Annotated in this window: 19 protein-coding genes; 7 read left to right on the top strand and 12 right to left on the bottom strand. The window is 61.6% G+C overall.

What is annotated here, in order from left to right:
* Nucleotides 1-23 precede the first annotated feature (23 nt).
* From ACR0NJ_RS04070 to ACR0NJ_RS04060, 3 genes are all read right to left on the bottom strand, one after another.
* Nucleotides 24-2,900, bottom strand: coding sequence for a DNA translocase FtsK (locus tag ACR0NJ_RS04070; protein WP_480815855.1), 2,877 nt, complete (start codon nucleotides 2,898-2,900; stop codon nucleotides 24-26).
* A gap of 14 nt (nucleotides 2,901-2,914) precedes the next feature.
* Nucleotides 2,915-4,096, bottom strand: a complete 1,182-nt coding sequence (locus ACR0NJ_RS04065; RefSeq protein ID WP_480815854.1) for an aminotransferase class I/II-fold pyridoxal phosphate-dependent enzyme — start codon at nucleotides 4,094-4,096, stop codon at nucleotides 2,915-2,917.
* Nucleotides 4,097-4,205: 109 nt separating this feature from the next.
* On the bottom strand, nucleotides 4,206-5,534 hold the full coding sequence (locus ACR0NJ_RS04060) for an amidase (protein ID WP_480815853.1): 1,329 nt from the start codon (nucleotides 5,532-5,534) through the stop codon (nucleotides 4,206-4,208).
* 91 nt (nucleotides 5,535-5,625) lie between these two features.
* Between ACR0NJ_RS04060 and ACR0NJ_RS04055 the strand changes: the two genes are divergently transcribed.
* Nucleotides 5,626-6,852, top strand: coding sequence for an FAD-dependent monooxygenase (locus ACR0NJ_RS04055; protein ID WP_480815852.1), 1,227 nt, complete (start codon nucleotides 5,626-5,628; stop codon nucleotides 6,850-6,852).
* Here ACR0NJ_RS04055 and ACR0NJ_RS04050 read toward each other — a convergent pair.
* The 6 genes from ACR0NJ_RS04050 to ACR0NJ_RS04025 form a co-directional block, all read right to left on the bottom strand.
* A complete protein-coding gene (locus tag ACR0NJ_RS04050) occupies nucleotides 6,849-7,034 on the bottom strand; it encodes a Trm112 family protein (RefSeq protein ID WP_480615716.1) in 186 nt (61 codons plus the stop codon). The genes ACR0NJ_RS04055 and ACR0NJ_RS04050 overlap by 4 nt on opposite strands.
* Entirely contained in the window at nucleotides 7,031-7,672 is a 642-nt protein-coding gene (locus tag ACR0NJ_RS04045; protein WP_480815851.1) for an LON peptidase substrate-binding domain-containing protein, read from the bottom strand. The genes ACR0NJ_RS04050 and ACR0NJ_RS04045 overlap by 4 nt, the downstream gene beginning before the upstream one ends.
* 27 nt (nucleotides 7,673-7,699) lie before the next feature.
* Nucleotides 7,700-8,617, bottom strand: a complete 918-nt coding sequence (gene trxA / locus ACR0NJ_RS04040; RefSeq protein WP_480815850.1) for a thioredoxin — start codon at nucleotides 8,615-8,617, stop codon at nucleotides 7,700-7,702.
* 76 nt (nucleotides 8,618-8,693) lie between these two features.
* Nucleotides 8,694-9,482, bottom strand: coding sequence for an exodeoxyribonuclease III (locus tag ACR0NJ_RS04035; RefSeq protein ID WP_480815849.1), 789 nt, complete (start codon nucleotides 9,480-9,482; stop codon nucleotides 8,694-8,696).
* Nucleotides 9,483-9,561: 79 nt separating this feature from the next.
* The gene (locus ACR0NJ_RS04030) at nucleotides 9,562-10,554 is read right to left on the bottom strand and encodes an NAD(P)H-dependent flavin oxidoreductase (RefSeq protein WP_480815848.1); all 993 of its coding nucleotides are present in this window, start codon (nucleotides 10,552-10,554) and stop codon (nucleotides 9,562-9,564) included.
* 249 nt (nucleotides 10,555-10,803) lie between these two features.
* Nucleotides 10,804-11,490 carry a response regulator transcription factor gene (locus ACR0NJ_RS04025; protein WP_480815847.1) on the bottom strand — a complete coding sequence of 229 codons (687 nt, stop codon included), beginning with the start codon at nucleotides 11,488-11,490 and terminating at the stop codon, nucleotides 10,804-10,806.
* 162 nt (nucleotides 11,491-11,652) lie between these two features.
* On the opposite strand from ACR0NJ_RS04025, the gene ribA reads away from it, so the two are divergent.
* Nucleotides 11,653-12,747 carry a GTP cyclohydrolase II gene (gene ribA, locus ACR0NJ_RS04020; protein ID WP_480815846.1) on the top strand — a complete coding sequence of 365 codons (1,095 nt, stop codon included), beginning with the start codon at nucleotides 11,653-11,655 and terminating at the stop codon, nucleotides 12,745-12,747.
* Nucleotides 12,744-13,244: a L,D-transpeptidase family protein gene (locus tag ACR0NJ_RS04015; protein WP_480815845.1), complete on the top strand. Its 501-nt coding sequence runs from the start codon at nucleotides 12,744-12,746 to the stop codon at nucleotides 13,242-13,244. Before ribA ends, ACR0NJ_RS04015 begins: the two co-directional genes overlap by 4 nt.
* On the opposite strand, the gene ACR0NJ_RS04010 is transcribed toward ACR0NJ_RS04015, so the two are convergent.
* Together ACR0NJ_RS04010 and ACR0NJ_RS04005 are read right to left on the bottom strand one after the other, a co-directional pair.
* Entirely contained in the window at nucleotides 13,228-13,887 is a 660-nt protein-coding gene (locus ACR0NJ_RS04010; protein WP_480815844.1) for a YggS family pyridoxal phosphate-dependent enzyme, read from the bottom strand. The genes ACR0NJ_RS04015 and ACR0NJ_RS04010 overlap by 17 nt on opposite strands.
* 102 nt (nucleotides 13,888-13,989) lie before the next feature.
* A complete protein-coding gene (locus ACR0NJ_RS04005) occupies nucleotides 13,990-15,012 on the bottom strand; it encodes a porin (RefSeq protein ID WP_480815843.1) in 1,023 nt (340 codons plus the stop codon).
* Between the two features lie 279 nt (nucleotides 15,013-15,291).
* On the opposite strand from ACR0NJ_RS04005, the gene ACR0NJ_RS04000 reads away from it, so the two are divergent.
* The 4 genes from ACR0NJ_RS04000 (at nucleotide 15,292) to holA (ending at nucleotide 19,890) form a co-directional block, all read left to right on the top strand.
* Nucleotides 15,292-15,780, top strand: coding sequence for a DUF3576 domain-containing protein (locus ACR0NJ_RS04000; protein ID WP_480815842.1), 489 nt, complete (start codon nucleotides 15,292-15,294; stop codon nucleotides 15,778-15,780).
* Between the two features lie 72 nt (nucleotides 15,781-15,852).
* Nucleotides 15,853-18,387, top strand: a complete 2,535-nt coding sequence (leuS, locus tag ACR0NJ_RS03995) for a leucine--tRNA ligase (protein ID WP_480815841.1) — start codon at nucleotides 15,853-15,855, stop codon at nucleotides 18,385-18,387.
* On the top strand, nucleotides 18,374-18,865 hold the full coding sequence (gene lptE, locus ACR0NJ_RS03990; protein ID WP_480815840.1) for an LPS assembly lipoprotein LptE: 492 nt from the start codon (nucleotides 18,374-18,376) through the stop codon (nucleotides 18,863-18,865). The genes leuS and lptE overlap by 14 nt, the downstream gene beginning before the upstream one ends.
* Complete coding sequence (gene holA, locus ACR0NJ_RS03985) at nucleotides 18,862-19,890, top strand: DNA polymerase III subunit delta (RefSeq protein WP_480815839.1); 1,029 nt, start codon at nucleotides 18,862-18,864, stop codon at nucleotides 19,888-19,890. The genes lptE and holA overlap by 4 nt, the downstream gene beginning before the upstream one ends.
* Here the strand turns inward: holA and ACR0NJ_RS03980 are convergent, their stop codons facing one another.
* Entirely contained in the window at nucleotides 19,891-21,084 is a 1,194-nt protein-coding gene (locus tag ACR0NJ_RS03980) for a TIGR03862 family flavoprotein (RefSeq protein WP_480815838.1), read from the bottom strand.
* Nucleotides 21,085-21,089: the final 5 nt, after the last annotated feature.

Here is a 21,089-nt window from a genome sequence, read left to right as displayed (position 1 = left end):
CTCTGCCCTTGTTATTAAATATCCTATTGCTCGGGGACCAGGATTTCGCGTTTGCCGACGTGATTTGCCGCAGAAACAACGCCTTCGTCCTCCATCTGCTCCACCAGCCGAGCGGCCTTGTTGTATCCGATGGCGAGTTTCCGCTGAATGTACGAGGTCGAGCATTTGCGATCCTTGATCACAATCGCCACGGCCTGATCGTACAGCGCATCCTCGCCATTGGTGTTGCCACCGGTATTCAGACCCAGAACGGCGTCGATAATGTCGGCTTTTTCCTCAGCCGGGCCATCGACCACGCCGCTCATGTAATCTGGCGGGCCGAACTGTTTCAGGTGGTTGACGATTTCCTCGACCTCTTCATCCGACACGAACGGGCCGTGACAGCGGGTGATCTTGGCCCCGCCTGCCATATAGAGCATGTCGCCCTGCCCCAGCAGTTGCTCGGCGCCCATCTCACCCAGAATGGTGCGGCTGTCGACTTTCGAGGTCACTTGGAACGAAATCCGGGTCGGGAAGTTCGCCTTGATCGTGCCGGTGATCACGTCGACCGAGGGGCGCTGTGTGGCCATGATCAGGTGAATACCCGAGGCCCGCGCCATCTGTGCCAGACGCTGGATGCAAGCTTCGATTTCCTTGCCCGCGACCATCATCAGGTCGGCCATCTCGTCAACGATGACGACGATGTAAGGCATCGACTCGGGCGCGAATTCTTCCGTCTCGAACATCGGCTCGCCGGTTTCATCATCAAACCCGGTCTGGACGGTGCGGCTGAACATCTCGCCCTTGGCCAGCGCATCTTTCACGCGCCCATTGTAGCCTGCGATGTTGCGCACGCCCATCTTGGACATCTTGCGATAGCGGTCCTCCATCTCGCCCACGACCCATTTCAGGGCGACAACCGCCTTTTTCGGGTCGGTCACCACGGGCGAGAGCAGATGCGGGATGCCGTCATAGACCGACAGTTCCAGCATCTTGGGGTCGATCATGATCAGGCGGCATTCGTCCGGCGTCAGCTTATACAGCAGCGACAGGATCATGGTATTGATCGCCACCGACTTACCGGAACCGGTCGTCCCCGCGATCAGTAGGTGGGGCATTTTCGCCAAGTTGGCTACAACAGACTCGCCGCCGATATCCTTGCCCAACGCCAAGGGCAGCGCATGGTTGCCATCGCCAAAATCACGGCTGGCAAGGATTTCGCGCAGCACCACCATCTCGCGGTTTTCATTGGGCAGTTCGATCCCGATGACCGAGCGCCCTGGCAGGGTCGAAACACGCGCCGACAGCGCCGACATCGAGCGTGCGATATCGTCGGCCAGACCAATCACGCGGCTGGCCTTCAGGCCGGGGGCCGGTTCCAGCTCATACATGGTGACCACGGGGCCGGGGCGGACACTGACGATCTCACCCTTCACGCCGTAGTCGTCCAGAACGTTCTCCAGCATCCGCGCGTTTTCCTCCAGCGCCTCATCGCTCAGGTGATGACGCTGAATGGTGGCCGGGTTCGACAGCAAGCCCAGAGGGGGCAGTTCGAAATCGCTATGCTTGTCCTCGAATGACAGCGCGGGCTGCGCCTCGGCCTGTGCGCGGCGCGAGGGCGGCGGGGTGCGGCGCGCGGGCTGCGCGACCACCGGCTTGCGCGGCTCGGCCACCGGGATCTTCATCGCCGGGCGCTGCTGCGGCGCGGGTTCGTCGTCGAACACCGCGTCGTCGTCATAGTCGGGCTCGTAATCATCCTGCTCCGGCTCCTGCCATGCAGGGGCGAAATCTGCCGACAGCACCGGCTCGGGCGGCAAACCGTCAGAGGTCATCGGCGGTTCCGGCGGCAAGCCGTCTTCCACGCCCCGGTTCAGGATCAGCGGGTCCGGCCCCCTGCCCCGGCCTTTGGTCAGAGGCAGGTTCGGATCGGGTTCCGCGGCCATCTCACCCGTTGCAACCTTACGATTGCGTACGGCGGCAGAGATCTTGGACCGGATGCGATCCTCGCCCGGCATTTCGTCAAAGCCGTGCACCGGCTCGGGGTCGATCAATTCGGGTTCGGGCATCGGATCGGGGCGGCGGATCAGGCCCGGCATTCGGGCCAGCAGACCCATTTTGGGGGCGGGTTCCGGATCCTCATCTTCGGCGTCTTCAAACAGCGGGTCGGCATAGGTCATGTCGTCGCCAAACGCGGGCTCAAGACGCGCGGCACGGCGGTCCTCCCATTGGGCACGACGATCCCGCGCCGCCTGCGCGGTGGCCGAGGCCCCACGCCCCAAAGCCCTCATCAACAGATCGTAGGCCATGACAAGACCCAGCAGGAACGCGCGCAGCCCTTTGCGCACATCCGCTTTGCTAAAGCCCAAAACAAACACGCCCAGCGCCAGCATCCCAAACGCCATGGCCAGCGACATCAGCTTGACCAGAAAATGCGAGGAGATCGGCAACAGCGTCAGCAAAGCGCCCATAACCGTGTCACCAAACAACCCGCCCAACCCATAGCTGTGGGTCGCGCGCCAGGCATCGCCGGGCACCAGCGTTGCGGCATAGACGGAAACAACGGCGATCCAGATCGGCGCAAAGATCAACCGCGCTATGGCGCGATCTTCACCGAAATGACCCGCAAAGCGCAGGCCCCAGCCGATCAGAACCAGCGCGATGCCCCAGCTTCCCCAACCGACGATCATGAACAATGGCGCGGCGATCGAGGCCCCGATCCGGCCCATCCAGTTCTGTACGGCTGCGTCGGTCGACACCATCCAGTTCGGATCGTCCGGCGTGTAGGACCAGATCATCGCGGCGGCGGCCAGCCCCAGCAGGATCAGGGCAATCCCGATCAGTTCCTTGCTGCGCCGTTCGATGGCGGCCTGCGTGGTGCTGTCCAGCAACGGGTCGCGGTTGCGCGCGTTCAATGATGCCATTTTGCCCTCGTACCTCACGAATAGATGCAGTCACGAAGCTTGATCAGCCCCTGCTGCAACTCTTTTTTTGGAGCCACCAAAGCGGCCCGGATAAATTGCTCGCCCGGGTTCTGCCCCGGATCACCTTGAGAAAGATATGCGCCCGGCAGAACCCGAACACCGGTCTGCTGCCACAGCCGCAACGCGGTTTCTTCGCCGTTTTCCACCGGCAGCCACAGGAAGAACCCGGCCTCTGGCGGCATATAGCCTTGCACATTGGCAAAGACCTGATCCGCGATAGCGTATTTCTCCTGATAGAGCGCGCGGTTTTCCGCAACATGGGCTTCGTCCGCCCAAACCCTGGCCGCCGCAGCCTGTAACGGCAGAGGCAAGGGCGCACCCGCATAACTGCGCAACTGTTTGACACGCTTGATCGTTTCCGGCCCGCCCGCAATCAGGCCCGAGCGCAGCCCGGCCAGATTGGACCGTTTCGACAGCGAGTTGAACAGGGTGATCCGCTCCGGGTCGGCCCCAAGCTCTTGCGCCACGGTCAGCGCGCCTGTGGGAGCCTCATCCCGGTAAATCTCAGAGTAACATTCATCCGCGAAGATGCGGAAATCGTAGGTCTCGGCCAGACGGATCAGTTCCGCCCAATACTCGCGCGAGGCGACAGCCCCCTGCGGGTTGGCCGGTGAGCAGATATAGGCTACGGCGGTGCGGTTCAGCACCTCGGCGGGCAGTCCGGCATAGTCGGGCAGATGATCGGTCGCGGCGGTTGCGGGCACAAAAACCGGCTCGGCCCCGACCGAGATCGAGGCGACCATGTAGACCTGGTAAAACGGGTTCGGGCACAGAACGACCGGCTTTTGCCCGTTCTTCTGTTCAGGGCACAGCGCCATCGCGGCGTTATACAGCCCCTCACGCGTGCCGTTCAGGGCCATCACGTTGGTGTCGGGATCCATCGCCACGCCATAGCGGCGCTTGATCCAGTCTGTGATCGCGCCGCGCAGCTCGGGCGAGCCCTCGTTGGGCGGATAGCCCTGAAACCCGGCGGCATTTTCAGCGATGACATCCGGGACCCAAGCCGGGAAATCATGCATCGGCGCGCCGATGGTCATATGAATCACATCACCGCCCGGCTGGTGATGGTCCAACAGGGTGCGCAGACGCGGGAATGCATATTCCGGTAGGTCCGAAAACCGCTCGGGAAAATTCATAACAACTGCCTCAATATCGGGGTCATTATCGCCCCGTTTTTTTGGAAGATTACAGCCCAAGCCCCCCTTCGTCCAGACAAAGAGGTTCCGAATCAGGGGATTGTGGCATTCAGGCCAGTGCGGATTCCGCAGCTGAACCCAACCGCAAAAGCGCCTCTTCCGAGCCGGGGTAGCCCAGCATCATCAAGCCACAACCAGGGGTTCCGGTGGGCAAAGTCAGGGCGGCCAGGCCCATCAAATTGCCGATCCGGGTGTTGCGCAGGGACAGCAGGTTTTCGGTCACATAATAGTCGTGATCGCTCATCAGACGCTCGAGATTGGGCGGCAGAATCGGGGCGGTCGGGGCCAGGACCGCATCAAACCCGGCGGTGGCCGCATCCCAGGCGGTGCGGCAGGCCTTGAGCTTTGACCAGGCGGCCACGTAATCCGGCCCCGAAAACCCCTTGCCGATGCGGAACCGTTCGAGGATTTCGGGATACATCGCCTCGGGGTTCGCCTCGATCACGTCGCGCCATAGTCCATAGGCCTCGGTGGTGTAGAGAACCCCGGTCAGGCTCATCGCCTCAGCCAGTTCCGGTACTTCCAACGGGACGATTTCGGCCCCTTCGTCCTTGAGGCGGGTAAGAGCGCCCTCATAGGCCCGACCCGGCACGTCGCGCAGATCGTCTTTGACCACGTTTTGAAGATCGGCAAACCGACGGCCTTTCAGCGTTGCGCCCCGCAGATCCCCCGGGCTGCCGCCTTCGAGCGCCGCCAGCATATGGGCCGCATCTTCGACCGAGCGGGCAATCGGGCCCACGGTGTCAAACCGCAGGCACAGCGGCACGGTGCCTTCCAGACTGACCCGCCCGGCAGTGGTTTTCAAACCGACCAGATTGTTCCACGCCGCCGGTATGCGCACCGACCCACCCGTGTCCGAGCCGATGCCGCAGGCGGCCAGCCCCCACGCGACCGAGGCCGCAGCGCCGGAAGACGACCCCCCGGGCACCGCATCCTCATCATCAATACAGGGCGGGGTTTCAGTGATCGGGTTCAAGCCGAGCCCCGAGAATGCCAGTTCGCTCATATGCGTTTTGCCCAAACACACCGTGCCCATCGCCGTGGCGTTGTGCAGAACCACCGCATCTGCATCCGGAACACGGCCCTTCAGCAGGGTCGAACCGGCCTCGGTCCCGGCCCCGGCGGTGTCGAACAAATCCTTCCAACTTATCGGGACCCCATCCAGCAGGGACCGGCGCAGGCCCAGACCCGCCCTTTCTTTGGCGGCTTTGGCTTCGGCCCGTGCCCGATCATGAGTCACGAGGGCGTAGATGCGGTCGCGGTGGGGGTGGGCGTCAATCGCGGTCAGATAGGTCTCGGTCAGTTCGACCGGGTCGATCTGGCCCATGCCGATGCCGCGCCCCAGATCGCATGCTGTCATGGTCAGCCAATCCTGCATCTCGCCCCCCTTTCGGATTTTCCGTCTGATCCGGACGGTAGCGACAGGACCGCACATGGACAATCCCGAAAGGGCGCGCATAGTGCGGGGCATGACTAAGGCTTCGGATATCTTGATCGTTGGCGGTGGCCTGAACGGACCCGCACTGGCTCTGGCTTTGACGCAGACGGGGCATTCCGTCACCGTGATTGATTCTCTGGCCGAGAAAGTGCGCAAGAACGCCGCCTTTGACGGGCGGGCCTATGCGCTGGCGCTGGCCTCGCAAAGGTTGCTGGATGCGATTGGCGTGTGGGAGCGCGTCGCCAATCACGCCCAGCCGATGCTTGAGATCAAGGTGACCGACGGTCATGCAGGCACGGGCCCGTCGCCGTTTTTCATGCATTTCGACCATGCCGAGATCGAAGAAGGCCCGATGGGTTACATGGTCGAGGATCGCCACCTGCGCCGCGCCTTTCTGGACGCGATGGGGGAAGAAAAGCGCATCACCCAGCTCAGCGGCAAGACGGTTGTGTCGCAACAAACCGATGCAACAGGCGTGTCGCTGACCCTTGATGACGGGTCTACCGTTTTGGGCCAGTTGGTGATCGGCTGCGACGGACGGCGCAGCGGCACCGCCGCGCGGGCGAGGATCAAGCGCACCGGCTGGGATTACGGCCAGACCGCCCTTGTCTGCGCCATCGAACACGACCTGCCCCACCACAGCGTCGCGCATCAGTTCTTCATGCCGCCGGGGCCCTTGGCCATTCTGCCGCTGACCGGCAACCGCAGTTCCATTGTCTGGAGCGAACGGACCGAGACCGCGCAGCGCATCAATGCCCTGTCCGAGGCCGACTATCTGCAAGTCCTGCGCCCCCGCTTCGGCGATTTTCTGGGCGAGATCCGCTTGCAGGGCGACCGCTTCACCTATCCGCTGAACCTGACGATTGCCAATTCCTTCATCGCGGATCACCTCGCGCTGGTCGGCGACGCCGCTCACGGGATGCACCCCATCGCGGGGCAAGGCCTGAACGCGGGCCTGCGCGATGTGGGCGCGCTGGCCGAGGTTCTGACCCTTGCCGGACGGCGCGGCGAAGACATCGGATCAGCGCTGGTGCTGGAGCGCTATCAGGAGTGGCGGCGCTTCGACACCGCCTCGCTGGCGATGGCGACGGATGTGTTCAACCGACTGTTTTCCAACGACAATCCGCTTCTGCGGATGGGTCGCGACATCGGGATGGGGATCGTTGGATCATTGCCCGGATTGCGCCGTGGCTTCGTGCGCGAGGCCGCAGGGCTGACCGGAGACCTCCCGAAACTGCTGCAAGGCCGCCGGATTTAGTCCAACTCGCGCGCCTCATCTACCAGCATCACCGGAATTCCGTTGCGGATCGGAAAGGCCAGACCGGCAGCTTTGGACACCAGTTCCTGCTTGTCGGCATCGTAGTGCAAAGTTGTATGCGTCTGAGGGCAGATCAGCGCCTCGAGCATGTGGCGGTCAAAGGCGTGTTCGGGCGTGCTCATTGCAATGTTTCCTCGTTTGAGCCGCCGCGCAGGGCAAACTCGATCAGTGTTACCAAAGTCTCGCGCCGCGTGCGCAGGCACGGGGCCTCCAGCAGGGCCTGTTTGTCCTCGGGTTCGAAATCCAGCAGCATCGACAGCGAGTTAACCAGCAATTCGTCATCGGCATCCTTCAGCGAATCCCAATCGGTGTTCAGGTGGCGCGAGGAAAAGAAGCGTTCCAATAGGGTCAAGAACCGGGTGCGGTTGAAATTGTCGTCCTTCTCGGCCTTGCCCAGATCGCGGTCGAACCCGTCCCATACAACCTCGCAGCGACGATAGGGGGTGAACCCGTCCGACTCGGCCTTGATGCGGAATCGGGATACGCCGGTCAGGGTGATCAGATACCGCCCGTCTTCGGTTTCGGAAAACTGGGTGACACGCCCCGCGCAGCCAATCTGGTGCAGTTTACTGTCATCGCTGATCGACGGGTTGGGCTGGACCATGCCGATCAGACGCTCTTTGGTCCTGAGCGCATCGTCCAGCATCTGCAGGTAGCGCGGCTCGAAGATATGCAGCGGCAGGCGCGAACGGGGCAGCAACAGCGCCCCGGGCAATGGAAAAACGGATACCGTTTCCGGCAGGTCAGCGGGATGCATCATGTATCCGAGTGTAGCTCTGATCAGAAATTAGGCAAATATCATCGAGCTGAGCTTGCGCCGCCCGTTCAGAACAATCGGGTCATTGGGCTTGAGCGCGTCGAAGATCGTGAACAGCTGCGCCTTGGCTGCGCCATCATTCCATTCGCGGTCCCGGCGGAACAGTTCCAGCAACTGCGCCACGGAGTCCTCGACATCACCATTGGCGTGCAGCGCCTGCGCCAGATCGAAGCGCGCCTGATGGTTGTTAGGCTCGGCCTCGACCGCTGCGGTCAACTCGGCCACGGGGCCTGCATCGGCGGCCTGTTTCGCCAGTTCAAGCTGCGCATGAGCCGCCTCAAGTTCAGGCGCATCTGAAATTTCAGCCGGAGCACCGTTCAGAATTGCTTCGGCCTGATCCAGATCGCCCGCCGCGATATGCGCGCGCACCAGACCGCCATAGGCAGCAGCATGGTTCGGGTCCTCGCCGAGGATGGCCGAGAAGGTCTGCGCCGCGTCCACCGCCGCCCCTTCGGCCAGCATTTCCTCGGCGGCCTGCACCGCATCCTCTAACTGGCCACCAGGGCTTTCGCCGCCCGCCGCTTCGATCACGCGGTCGACAAAGGCCTTGATCTCGGACCCTGGCAAAGCGCCCTGAAACCCGTCCACTGGCTGGCCTTTGAAAAAAGCATACACGGTCGGGATCGACTGGATGCGCATTTGCGAGGAGATCATCTGCGCCTCATCCACGTTGATCTTGACCATCTTCACCGCGCCCTTGGCGGCGGTTACGGCCTCTTCCAGCATAGGACCCAGCGTCTTGCACGGGCCGCACCATGGGGCCCAGAAATCGACGATAACCGGCGTTTCCTGCGAGGTTTCCACGACGTCGGCCATAAAGGTGGCCTCGGACCCATCCTTGATCAGATCGGCGGTCTCAGGTCCGGCTGCGGGGTTCAGAAGGTCCATGGCAATCACTCTTTCGTTCGAATTTGGGCCCTATATGCAACCGCGTGGGGCAGAAACCAAGGGAAGAGTTGCACAATCACAGGTCGAATGTTGCAAAGACCGGGGCGTGATCGCTGGGTTTCTCCCATCCGCGCGCGTCGCGCAGGATGCGGCTGGAGTGACCGGCGTTCGAAACATCGGGCGTGGCCCAGACGTGATCCAGCCGCCGCCCCTTGTCAGCGGCATCCCAGTCGCGCGCGCGATAGGACCACCAGCTATATAACTGACCCTCGGGAATATCCTTGCGCGTGATATCGACCCAACCGCCCGCATCCTGCGTCTCGGCCAGCGTTTCGACCTCGATCGGAGTATGCGAGACCACTTTGAGCAATTGTTTGTGCGACCACACATCTTCTTCACGCGGGGCGATGTTCAAGTCGCCGACCAGGATCGATTTCTCGGGCTTTTCCGCATGGAACCAGTCGCGCATGTCGGTGAGGTAGTCCAGTTTCTGGCCGAACTTCTCATTCTTTTCACGGTCCGGGATATCGCCGCCTGCGGGGACATAGAAATTATGGATCGTTACACCGTTTTCCAACCGGCCCGCAATGTGCCGCGCGTGGCCAAGATCGGCGAAATCCTTATCACCCACCTCCTCCATCGGCAGGCGCGACAGGATCGCGACGCCGTTATACCCCTTTTGCCCCCGCGCGATCATGTGGGTGTAACCCAGCGCGGCAAACCCCTCGGTCGGGATCTTCTCGACCGGAGACTTGCATTCTTGCAGGCACAGGACGTCAGGGGCTTCTTCCTGAAGCAATTTCAACACGATAGGCTCGCGCAGGCGGACCGAGTTGATGTTCCATGTGGCAAGGGTGAACGGCATGTGCGGAATCCTCTGTCGCGGGTTGGCGCGAGGTTAGCGCGGGACGGATGGGGGTGCCATCGAAAAGCACCCGTTCAGTTCAAAGCCGCGACGCCCCCGATTGCAGCACCGCTTGGGCATCACTGAAAATCTCCTTCACGATCTCGGCAGCGGGCATGACCTTGCGCACCAAAGACACCCCCTGACCTGACCAAAGCGACATCGCTTCGATATCGCCATCGGTGCCTTGCAAAGGGGTATAGCTTTGATATCGCAGCAAAGCCTCTCCGTCAGGTCGGTGGCCGATCACCTGCTCTTCGTCCGGACGGTGACCGGGGCCCGCAGAACCCGCGGCCTTCCACGTTCGGGATGTCGAGTTTTGCAGCGCGCGATGTGGCGCTTGCGGCCATTTCACATCATAGAGGTTGTGATACCATTCCGTCTGCGCCTCGGTCGCGGTCAGGATGCGGCTGCGATAGTCGTCATGGATAGTCGCCTCGGCACTGGCCAGAAATCGGGTTCCGATCCAGACGGCGGACGCCCCCAACATCAAGGCCGCCGCCATGCCGCGCCCATCGGCAATGCCACCTGCCGCGACGACGGGGATCGAAACGGCGTCGACCACAGCCGGAATCAGCGCCATGGTCGAGACCTGCCCCCAGACATGGCCGCCGGCCTCCCAACCTTGCGCGACGATTATGTCCGCGCCAGCATCCTGCGCGATCCGGGCCTCGTCAGCGGTCCCGATGCTGGCCATCACAACCAAACCGGCCTGCTTGGCCTTGGCGATGGCAGATGGCTCCATGCCCCAGAACAGGGATACCGCATGAACCTGCTTGTCGATACAGACCTGCAGCTGATCGTCATATGGAAAGGCCAGGTTCAGGTTGACGGCAAAATTGCGGTCGGTCAGCGCACGGGTCTGATCAATTCCCGCCGCGACCTGTTCGGAGGGTTTACCCCAAAGGGGAATGACCCCATAGCCGCCCGCATTGCAGACCGCCGCAACAAGCGCGGGCCCAGCGGCCCCGCCCATCGGGGCCGAAAGGATGGGTTTCTCAATATTCAATAAGGTGCAGATATCGCCTACCATTTTCTGATCCTCCCCAAGTGCAGGAATGCATAGGCGCTGGTTCCTATGGACAAGTCAAGTCACCCGACCCGCGCCGCAAGTCTTGGCAAGAAGTGCCCGAAACGGGGTTCAAAAACAAAAAAAAGGCCGGGCCATCAGGCCCGGCAGTCCAACAGGGAGGTGCATGTCATAACCCGGACATGCGCGGGTTGGGAGTACCCTAAATATGTCTACAGAGTATCACTTTGATCCAGGTCAATCTACCGCTGATCAAGAGACAAGGCGATATCCGCCGGATTCTGTGACCAAAAGGCGTGCATTCGACGGATCGGGCTCGATCTTCTGCCGCAGTCGATAGATGTGGGTTTCAAGCGTATGGGTCGTGACCCCCGCGTTATAGCCCCAGACCTCGTGCAGCAGCACATCGCGGGCGACCACGCCGTCGGTGGACCGGTACAGGAACTTGAGGATATTCGTTTCCTTCTCGGTCAGGCGAATCTTGCGGTCTTCTTCGGTGATCAGCATCTTCATCGACGGTTTGAACGTGTAGGGGCCAAGCACAAAGACCGCGTCCTCGGACTGTTCGTGCTGACGCAGCTGAGCACGGATGCGGGCCAGCAGAACCGGGAATTTGAACGGCTTCGAGACATAATCATTCGCGCCCGCATCCAAGCCAAGGATCGTGTCGGCGTCACTGTCATGGCCAGTCAACATCAGGATCGGGCTTTTGACGCCTTGTTTGCGCATCAGGCGGCACAGCTCGCGCCCGTCGGTGTCGGGCAGGCCCACGTCGAGGATGACCAGATCGTAGATCGCCTCGCGCGCGCGTTCCATCGCGGATTGACCGTCTGATGCTTCGAACACGTCGAAATCCTCGGTCATAACAAGCTGTTCGCTGAGCGCTTCGCGCAGGTCTTCGTCGTCATCCACCAGCAGGATTTTCTTGAGCTGAGCCATTTCCCGGTCCTCCTAAGCCTTTTCCATCACTTGCGCGTCGAACATGCAATCAGCAAGATATGCTGCAATCGCCTCACGCCTTCGTGTCAGACCCGGAGGAATTGTTTCACATTTCCGTTTGAAAGCAGTACCAGTGGCGGTGGACGTTATAGGGTAACATAGATGAGTCTCATCCCCGATATAACTGAACTGCTTGCGCGCGCGCGCGCGGACCTGCGCATGGGCGTTCCGGTGGTTCTGACCGACGACGGCGGCGGCAGCGTGCTTGCGGTTCCGACCGAGACGCTCGCGGCCCAGCGATTGGCCGATCTGCGGGGTCTGGGCGGCGAGCCGGTGGTGGCGATCACCGGACGGCGGGCGGAAACGCTGAAGGCACGCGCCTATGACGGCGATCTGGCGCGGGTGCTGATCCCCTCGGACGCGGATATCGGCTGGGTGCAGGCGGTGGCCGACCCCTCGGACGATCTGAGCACCCCGATGAAGGGCCCGCTGATGACGGAACGGCAGGGCAATGCCAATCTGCACCGGCTGGCCATTGCGCTGACCAAATCCGCACGGTTGCTGCCTGCGGTGGTCGTGGTGCCGGTTGAAGCTGGCCGGACCTTTGCGTTGGACAATGGGCTGACATGTATCGATCACAGCCGCGCCGCGCCGCATCTGGCGGCGCGCAGCGCGTTGCACCCGGTGGTCGCCGCCCGGCTTCCAATGGAGGTGTCCGAGGCCGGGCGATTGCACGTTTTCCGCCCCGAAGACGGCGGAGAAGAACACTACGCCGTCGAGATCGGCCGCCCGGATCGCGACAAACCGGTTCTGGCACGGCTACATTCGGCTTGTTTCACCGGCGATCTGATGGGCAGTCTGAAATGCGACTGCGGCCCGCAATTGCGCGGGGCGCTGGCGCAGATGGGCACCGAAGGAGCCGGCGTTCTGCTGTATCTGAACCAGGAAGGGCGCGGCATCGGGCTGGCAAACAAGATGCGCGCTTATTTCCTGCAGGATCAGGGCTTTGACACGGTCGAGGCAAATCACCGGCTAGGGTTCGAGGATGATGAGCGGGATTTTCGGCTGGGCTCGGACATCCTGAAATCTCTGGGTTTCACATCAGTGAGACTGCTGACCAACAACCCCGCCAAGATCGCGATGATGGAGCGCACAGGCATCGCCGTGACCGAACGCGTGCCACTGAAAGTCGGGGAAACCGCCCATAACCGCGGGTATCTGGCGACGAAGGCAGCGAAATCCGGGCATTTGCTGTGACGCCTTATGATCTGGTTCTGACCTCCCAAGGGGCGCGGTTCCAGGGCCGTGTATATCCCTGCTCGATCGGGAAAGGCGGGTTGAGCAACTCCAAACGCGAAGGCGATCGCGCGACCCCAACAGGGGTGCATCGCATTGTCGGCATGCTCTACCGGCCCGATCGGATCGCGGCACCCGCCTACTGGGCCAGACCAATCGGACCGCGGGACCTATGGTCTGATGACGTGGCCGACCGGGACTATAATCAACTGGTCAGCGCGCCCTATCCTTGCAGTCATGAAAAGCTGCGCCGAGCAGACCCGCTTTATGATCTGGTGCTGATCACCGACTGGAACTGGCCAAATGCGGTGCCCGGCATGGGCTCGGCTATTTTTCTGCACCAATGGCGGCGTCCGGGCTATCCGACCGAGGGCTGTGTGGCATTCAGGCGCGAACATCTGCGCTGGATTGCAGGCCGGATTTCGCCGGGCACGCGCCTGATCATTCCTGCGGTTTAACCCGTTCTCCGAAGATGGCGGACCCGACCCGCACATGAGTTGCACCCAGGGCAATGGCCTGTTCGAAATCGCTGCTCATTCCCATCGACAGGCCCTTTAGCCCGTTGCGCGCAGCGATCTTGGCCAGCAGGGCGAAGTGCAGCGACGGTTCCTCTTCGACCGGAGGGATGCACATCAAACCGCGCACCGGCAGATCAAGGCCCTGACACTCGGCAATGAACCCATCCGCGTCTGCAGGCATGACGCCAGCCTTCTGATCCTCTTCGCCCGTGTTGACCTGAATGAACAGATCCGGACAGGCGCCGATCTCCTGCGCCAGTCGGGCCAGCGTTTTTGCCAGCTTTGGCCGATCGACCGAGTGGATCGCGTTACACAGCTCCATCGCCTGACGGGCCTTGTTGGTTTGCAAGGGGCCGATGAGATGCAGATCAATGCCCTCGAATTGCTCTTTGAAAGCGGGCCACTTACCAGCGGCTTCCTGCACCCGGTTCTCGCCGAAACAGCGATGGCCCTGTTCCAGAACTGCCTGCACCCTTTCATTGGGCTGCACTTTGGACACAGCGATCAGCCTGACGGACCCCGCAACCCGTCCGGCGCTGGCTTCGGCATTGGCGATACGGGCGGAGATGTCTTGCAGCGACATGGCTTTCCTCACTCAGTCTTGCGCGCAGGAAAACACCATGTTGGCGCAAAAGAAAAGGGCGGGTCCGAAGACCCGCCCCTGAACTCTGTGGTTCAGATCAACTTAGAAGTTGAACTGAGCACCGAAGTCAGCAACGATCTGGTCGCTCGAGCAGATGTCGCAGTCGTTGCGGCCAATACCGCCACGCAGCGATGCGCCGCCGCCCAGGTCGTAGGTTGCACCGATAGCAATCTGCTGCAGGTCAGCATCTGCCGAACCGTCACCGTAGGTGAACAGCAGGGTGGTTGCGGCGCCCAGGTTGTAGGCAGCCGACAGACCGTATGCGGTGCCGTCAGTTGCAGACACTTCGGTCTGGTCGTCAGCAACGAACAGAGTACCCGAGAAGTCGCCGAATTCTGCACCCAGGGTCAGAACAGCCAGGCTCGGGTTGCTGCCGAAGCCGCTCGGCAGGTCGGTTTGACCGTAAGCAACAGCTGCGGTGATGTTGTTGAAGGTGTAGGTCGCGCTGATGTCCCAGCGGTCAGCGTCGGTCGGAGCACCGTTCACACCAACGGTCAGCTGGTCATAGGATGCGCCGAAGGCGAAATCGCCAACTGCGTACTGGAAGAACACAGCGTTCGAGCCGGCACCGGTCGACGAGTAGGCCAGGAAGTCATAGTCAACACCCGAGTACTGACCAGCGAACAGTTCCAGACCGACTTCGTTACCGTAGTAGTTTGCCAGGTTGTCGAAGGCACCTGCAACGTTGCCCGCGTCAACACGCAGACCGCCGAAGATGACCGAGAAGCGTGCGCCGTTCAGGCCTGCTTCGTTGGCTTCGCCGTTGCCGCTGTCTTCGTCGGCTTGCAGACGAACACGACCTTCAAAGCGTACGCCACCGTCAGTTTCAACGATGCCGTCGATGTTCAGACGGAAGCGCGAGACCAGGATGGTGTCGTCGGTGTCAACAACTGCAGTGTTGGTGGCTGTTACAACGCCACCCGAAGTGGAGAAGTTGGTTACAGTACCGGAGCGGTCTTCTGCGTAACCCAGACCAAAACGGCCGTAACCGCTGAAGCGAACTTCAGCTGCTGCAACGCTTGCGGTCGCGATCAGCGCCGTCGTTGCGAAGAGAACTTTTTTCATCTTGTTTCCCTCGGTTTCAAAATTTCTACTCGACACATGCCTCTGCACATGTCTCAGCACGGACACCGTTTCGCTCTTTTTGCCCCCTTCACGCAAGCTTGGCATAAGTGCATTGGCTTCATTGGGAATAAATTGGTGCAAGGATGCCACAGTCCTTTTCCGCCCCGTTATCCGGTTGGGATGCGTATATTTCCTAAGAATAGGGTTGTTGCGCCATGGGTCCTTGTCTAGGAGTATCACCCGAACCACGCGTAAACAGCGAAACAGGACTGACAGACCATGCGCATGCCGAAGATTCTGGGTTTGATCGTGCTGACGGCGACAGTCTCGGCCTGCGGGCAGAATCGCCCTTCTCCGTCGGCCTACAATCCCAACCTGATCACAGGCGGCAATACGGACGAGCAGGAACTGAACGACCCGAACCGCTCGACCATCTGGGATGTTTTCGACCGCAGCAACGCGGAACAGACGACAAATGTGAACCGCTATCTCTGGTCCGCATCGCTGGATGTGCTGAGTTTCCTGCCCGTGCAAGAGGTCGATCCGTTTACCGGCGTAATTGTAACGGGTTACGGCACACCTCCGGGTGGGGGCCGATCCTATCGGGCGACCGTACACATCAGCGACCCGGCCCTTGCGGCGCGCTCTTTGTCGGTTGCGCTCCAGACCAGCGGCGGTGCCCCGGTCAGCGCCGCAACCACCCGCGCGGTCGAGGATGCCATCCTGTCGCGGGCGCGCCAGCTACGCATTGCAGACAGTAAGTTCTAGCAACCCGACGAAATTCACTCTAAGACCACGCCGGGCTCTGTCCCGGCGTTTTCATTCACGAAGGACCGCATGATGTCGCGCTACTCGGCCACCGAAATCGAAGCAAAATGGCAAGAGGCCTGGGACAAGGCCGGGCTCTTCACCGCCAACCACAAGGCGGACAAGCCGAAATACTATGTGCTTGAGATGTTCCCCTACCCGTCCGGCCGAATCCATATGGGGCATGTGCGCAATTATACTATGGGCGACGTGATCGCGCGGCACAAACTGGCGACCGGGCATAACGTGCTACACCCGATGGGGTGGGATGCATTCGGGATGCCTGCAGAAAACGCCGCGATGGCGATTGGTGGCCATCCAAAAGACTGGACCTATGGCAACATCGCTGACATGCGCGGGCAGATGAAGCCTTTGGGCCTGTCGATTGATTGGTCGCGCGAATTTGCCACCTGTGATCCCGAGTATTATGGCCAGCAACAGGCGCTGTTTCTGGATATGCTTGAGGCCGGCTTGGTCTATCGCAAGAACGCCGTGGTGAACTGGGACCCGGTCGACATGACCGTTCTGGCCAACGAACAGGTTGAAAACGGGCGCGGTTGGCGTTCGGGGGCTTTGGTGGAACGGCGCGAGCTGACTCAGTGGTTCTTCAAGATTTCGGAATATTCCGAGGAACTTCTGGACGCGCTGGATACTCTGGACAACTGGCCCGCCAAGGTGCGGCTGATGCAGGAAAACTGGATCGGCAAGTCACGCGGGCTTCAGTTTTCCTTTGACCGCACCGATGGTGGAGAGCCGATCACCGTCTATACGACTCGCCCCGATACACTGCTGGGCGCGTCTTTTGTCGGCATTTCTCCGGATCACCCGATTGCCAAGCAGCTTGAGGCCGAGAGCCCCGAAGTCGCTGAATTTGTTGCCGAATGCCGCAAGGGCGGCACCACCGAGGAGGCCATCGAAACTGCTGAAAAGCTGGGCTATGACACCGGCATCAAGGTCAAGCATCCGCTGGATCCGAATTGGGAACTGCCGGTCTGGATCGCCAACTTCATCCTGATGGATTACGGCACCGGCGCGATCTTTGCCTGCCCGGCGCATGACCAGCGCGATTTGGATTTCTGCCGCAAATATGGGTTGCCGGTTGTTGATACCTTCTTCGCACTCGACAATGACACGCCGGTCGACAAGATCGCATTCGTCCCGCCGAAAACCGAAAAAGTCCGCTGGGTGAACCATTTTGCGGGCCTGACCGAGGCCACCGGCGACGAGGCCATCAACACCACCGTCGATTTCGCCGAGAAAGCCGGTTGGGGTGAAGGCGTCACCAAATACCGCCTGCGCGACTGGGGCCTTTCCCGCCAGCGCTATTGGGGCTGCCCGATTCCCGTTGTGCATTGCGAAACCTGCGGCGTGGTGCCTGAGAAGAAAGAGAACCTGCCGGTCCGCCTGCCCGATGATGTGACCTTTGACAAACCCGGCAACCCGCTGGACCGTCACCCGACCTGGCGCGATTGCACCTGCCCGTCCTGCGGGGCTCCGGCCAAGCGCGAGACAGACACGATGGACACCTTCGTCGATTCGTCCTGGTATTTCGCCCGCTTCACCGCTCCACGCGCAGAAACGCCCACCGATTTGGCCGAAGCTGAATACTGGATGAATGTCGACCAGTATATCGGCGGGATCGAGCACGCGATTCTGCACCTGCTCTATTCCCGCTTCTTCGCGCGGGCGATGAACATCACCGGCCACCTGCCGAAAAAGGCCATCGAACCGTTCGATGCCCTGTTCACCCAAGGCATGGTGACGCATGAGATCTACCAGACCCGCGACGCCAATGACCGCCCGGTCTATCACCTGCCAGAGGACGTGACCGACGGCAAACTGGCCGACGGCACCGAGGTCGAGATCATCCCCTCGGCCAAAATGTCGAAATCCAAGAAAAATGTGGTCGATCCTGTCAGTATCATCTCGGCCTTTGGCGCAGATACCGCGCGGTGGTTCGTCCTGTCCGATTCGCCGCCCGAGCGCGACGTGGAATGGACCGCATCCGGCGCCGAAGCCGCATTCAAACACCTCAGCCGCGTTCATCGCATCGCGTCCGAGATTGCCGAATCGGACGCCCCGTCCAATGCCGAGGATGAAACTCTGCTGCGCGAGATGCACAAAGCCATCCACGATGTCTCGGGTGGGGTTGAATCCTTCGGCTTCAACGCCTCCATCGCAAAGCTTTATGCCTTTACCAACACGCTGGCGAAGTCCAAGGCGGGCTCTGCCGCGAAGCGTGAGGCCGCCAAGACGCTGGCGCAACTCATGTCGCCAATGACACCGCACCTGTCCGAGGAACTCTGGCACTTGCTGGGCGGCGAAGGTCTGGTCGCCACCGCCCCTTGGCCGGTCGCGGATGAGGCGATGCTGGTCGATGACACTGTCACCCTACCCATCCAGATCAATGGCAAGCGCCGTGCGGAAATCAGCGTGGCGAAAGACATGGCCAAGGACGAGGTTGAAAAAATCGCGCTCAGCACCGAAGCTGTGCAAAAGGCGCTGGATGGCGCTGCACCCAAGAAAGTAATCGTAGTCCCGGGCCGGATCGTGAATGTCGTCGTTTGAGCGCAGAACCCTATTGCTGATGCCCTTCGCGCTGGCCGCCTGCGGGTTCCAGCCAGTCTATGCTCCGGGCGGATCGGGATCAGAGCTTTATGGCAAAGTTGCCGTTTCGGCCCCGAATACAGTCGACAGCTTTCTTCTGGTGCAGAATCTGGAACAGCAACTGGGCCGCAGCGCGACTTCGGGCGGGACCTATAAACTGGACGTGAAGGTCTCGACCCAAATCCGCGCCGCCGCGATCACCACGACCAACGAAACCAACCGCTATTCCATCGACGGGCAGGCGCAATATGCGTTGCGGTCGAATGAAACCGGCCAGATCGTGGCGTCGGGCACTGTTTCCGACTTTGTCGGCTATTCCGCCGCAGGGTCCACCGTGTCGACACTGGCGGATGAGCGGGACGCGAAAGAACGGCTGATGGTGATTCTGTCGAGCCAGATCATGAATCGCCTCTACGCCACGCCGGGCCTGACCGCATGAAGCTGAGCCCGCGCGAGGCGGATGGCTATTTCGCCAAACCGGACGCGGACAAAACCGGCCTGCTGATCTATGGCGTGGATGCGATGCGCGTGGCCCTGAAACGCCAGCAAGTCCTCGCCGCGCTTCTCGGGGCCGGTGCCGAAGAGGAAATGCGCCTGACCCACCTGCCCGGCAGTGACCTGCGCGGTGATCCGGCTTTGTTGCTGGATGCAGTCAAGGCGGTTGGGTTCTTCCCCGGCCCCCGCGCGGTGTTTGTCGAGGACACGACCGATTCCGCCGCGCCGTCGATTCTTGCTGCGCTCGAGGATTGGGTGCCCGGTGATGCCCAGATTATCGTGACGGCGGGGCAGCTGAAGCCAAGTTCCAAGATTCGCAAGGCGTTTGAAGCACATGCCAACGCTTATGCCGTAGGCGTCTACGACGATCCGCCCTCGCGCGCCGAGGTCGAGCGGGTTCTGGCGCAGGCCGGGTTGCAGAACATCCCGCGCGACTCGATGTCGGCGCTGAGCGAGTTGGCCACCAGCCTCAGCCCCGGCGATTTCGGCCAGACGGTTGAGAAACTGTCGCTCTACAAACGCGGCGATTCTACGGAGCTGAACATCGAGGATATCGAAGCCTGCGCCCCCCGCTCGACCGAGGCCGCGCTGGACGATGTGCTGAACGTGGTCGCCGAGGGCCGCGCCGGTGAGATCGGGCCGTTGATCCGCCGTCTGCAGGCGCAGGGCACCAACGGAGTCACATTGTGCATCGGTGCCACCCGGCACTTTCGGACGCTCTACGCCTGCGCGTCGGACCCGGGCGGGGCGGCGCAGGGAATCGGCAAGCTGCGCCCGCCGGTCTATGGCAAGCGGCGCGACCGTATCCTGCGACAGGCGCAGGGCTGGGGCGCGCCCAAACTGCAGACCGCGCTGACGGTGCTGACCGATACCGACCTGTCGCTGCGATCTGCCGGGCAAACCGCGCCAGCCATGGCACTGGTAGAGAGGGCGATGATCCGATTAGCGATGCTGGCGCGGTCGCGCTGATCACCGGCCTTTGGGATTGGCCTGCACCCATTCCGCCGCTGCCCGGCTCGCCCATCGACCCGTCGCAAAACAGGCTGTCAGCAAGTAGCCGCCAGTCGGGGCCTCCCAATCCAGCATCTCTCCGGCGCAGAACACGCCCGGTCTGGCGGTTAGCATCAGGCCATCATCCACCGCATCGCGCCGCACGCCACCCGTCGTCGAGATCGCCTCATCGATCTGGCGCAGGCGCGCGCCAAGGATCGGAAGCCGTTTCAGCACCGCAATCTCCTGCCCCTTGGGCAAGGCCATTTGCTTGGACATCTCGTGAAACAGAGCGATCTTCTGCGGCGGCAGGTTCAGCGACTTTTTCATCCATTGCGTCAATGTGGTCTTGGGGCTCTTGGCCGCGAATCGCGCCTGCAGCGTCTGATTGTCCAGATCGGGCAGCAAATCGACGCATAAATCCGCACCAATGCGCATTGCCGGAGTCAGGGAATAAAGACCTCCCCCCTCCAACCCGGTCTCAGAGATCGTGGCCTCACCCCGGCTGTCGAACTCGCCCGCCATCCAACGCACCGATTTCAGCGCGGCCCCGAAATGCGGCCGCATATGGGCGCTCCAGTCAACCGAGAGCGCGGAGTTTGACGGGGCGAAAGGGGCAAGCGCCACGCCTTTGGCGGCAAGCGCCCCGGCCCAGCGCCCATCCGAGCCCAACCGCGCCCAACTGGCCCCACCCATTGCGAGGATCGTGACGTCCGCGTCCAACATCTGCGGCCCCTCCGGCGTCTCGAAGGTCATCGCGTCTGCGTCCCATCCGGTCCAGCGCCAACGGGTTCTGATCTCAGCCCCGGCCTCTGCCAGCCGCGCAAGCCACGCGCGCAAAAGCGGTGAGGCTTTCATGACCTTGGGAAACACCCGGCCCGTCGAGCCTGTGAACAGCTCCTGCCCCAAGCCCCGTGCCCAATCCTGAACGGCCCCGGCATCAAATTCGGCGATCATCGGGTGCAGCCACTCGGCCGCTTCGTCATAAGACCGGATCAAGGCATCAAACGGCTCATCCTTTGTCAGGTTCAGCCCCGACTTCCCTGCCATCAGAAACTTGCGCGCGACCGAGGGTTTGGCCTCGGCCACAATCACCGAATGACCAGCGGCGGCAAGCTGCTCTGCGGCCATCAAACCCGCCGGTCCTGCCCCGATCACCACTGCCTGCGCCATTCTCA

It is taken from the genome of Ruegeria sp. F11, assembly GCF_056533855.1.
The sequence above is the reverse complement of the archived record's forward strand: the minus strand, read 5'-3'. Positions and strand labels throughout refer to the sequence as shown.

What these genes read in the sequence shown, in the direction of transcription:
- ACR0NJ_RS04070 (WP_480815855.1), bottom strand. Translation starts at nt 2,900, where the DNA reads ATGGCATCATTGAACGCGCGCAACCGCGACCCGTTGCTGGACAGCACC.
- ACR0NJ_RS04065 (WP_480815854.1), bottom strand. Translation starts at nt 4,096, where the DNA reads ATGAATTTTCCCGAGCGGTTTTCGGACCTACCGGAATATGCATTCCCG.
- ACR0NJ_RS04060 (WP_480815853.1), bottom strand. Translation starts at nt 5,534, where the DNA reads ATGCAGGATTGGCTGACCATGACAGCATGCGATCTGGGGCGCGGCATC.
- ACR0NJ_RS04055 (WP_480815852.1), top strand. Translation starts at nt 5,626, where the DNA reads ATGACTAAGGCTTCGGATATCTTGATCGTTGGCGGTGGCCTGAACGGA.
- ACR0NJ_RS04050 (WP_480615716.1), bottom strand. Translation starts at nt 7,034, where the DNA reads ATGAGCACGCCCGAACACGCCTTTGACCGCCACATGCTCGAGGCGCTG.
- ACR0NJ_RS04045 (WP_480815851.1), bottom strand. Translation starts at nt 7,672, where the DNA reads ATGATGCATCCCGCTGACCTGCCGGAAACGGTATCCGTTTTTCCATTG.
- trxA (WP_480815850.1), bottom strand. Translation starts at nt 8,617, where the DNA reads ATGGACCTTCTGAACCCCGCAGCCGGACCTGAGACCGCCGATCTGATC.
- ACR0NJ_RS04035 (WP_480815849.1), bottom strand. Translation starts at nt 9,482, where the DNA reads ATGCCGTTCACCCTTGCCACATGGAACATCAACTCGGTCCGCCTGCGC.
- ACR0NJ_RS04030 (WP_480815848.1), bottom strand. Translation starts at nt 10,554, where the DNA reads ATGGTAGGCGATATCTGCACCTTATTGAATATTGAGAAACCCATCCTT.
- ACR0NJ_RS04025 (WP_480815847.1), bottom strand. Translation starts at nt 11,490, where the DNA reads ATGGCTCAGCTCAAGAAAATCCTGCTGGTGGATGACGACGAAGACCTG.
- ribA (WP_480815846.1), top strand. Translation starts at nt 11,653, where the DNA reads ATGAGTCTCATCCCCGATATAACTGAACTGCTTGCGCGCGCGCGCGCG.
- ACR0NJ_RS04010 (WP_480815844.1), bottom strand. Translation starts at nt 13,887, where the DNA reads ATGTCGCTGCAAGACATCTCCGCCCGTATCGCCAATGCCGAAGCCAGC.
- ACR0NJ_RS04005 (WP_480815843.1), bottom strand. Translation starts at nt 15,012, where the DNA reads ATGAAAAAAGTTCTCTTCGCAACGACGGCGCTGATCGCGACCGCAAGC.
- ACR0NJ_RS04000 (WP_480815842.1), top strand. Translation starts at nt 15,292, where the DNA reads ATGCGCATGCCGAAGATTCTGGGTTTGATCGTGCTGACGGCGACAGTC.
- leuS (WP_480815841.1), top strand. Translation starts at nt 15,853, where the DNA reads ATGTCGCGCTACTCGGCCACCGAAATCGAAGCAAAATGGCAAGAGGCC.
- lptE (WP_480815840.1), top strand. Translation starts at nt 18,374, where the DNA reads ATGTCGTCGTTTGAGCGCAGAACCCTATTGCTGATGCCCTTCGCGCTG.
- holA (WP_480815839.1), top strand. Translation starts at nt 18,862, where the DNA reads ATGAAGCTGAGCCCGCGCGAGGCGGATGGCTATTTCGCCAAACCGGAC.
- ACR0NJ_RS03980 (WP_480815838.1), bottom strand. Translation starts at nt 21,084, where the DNA reads ATGGCGCAGGCAGTGGTGATCGGGGCAGGACCGGCGGGTTTGATGGCC.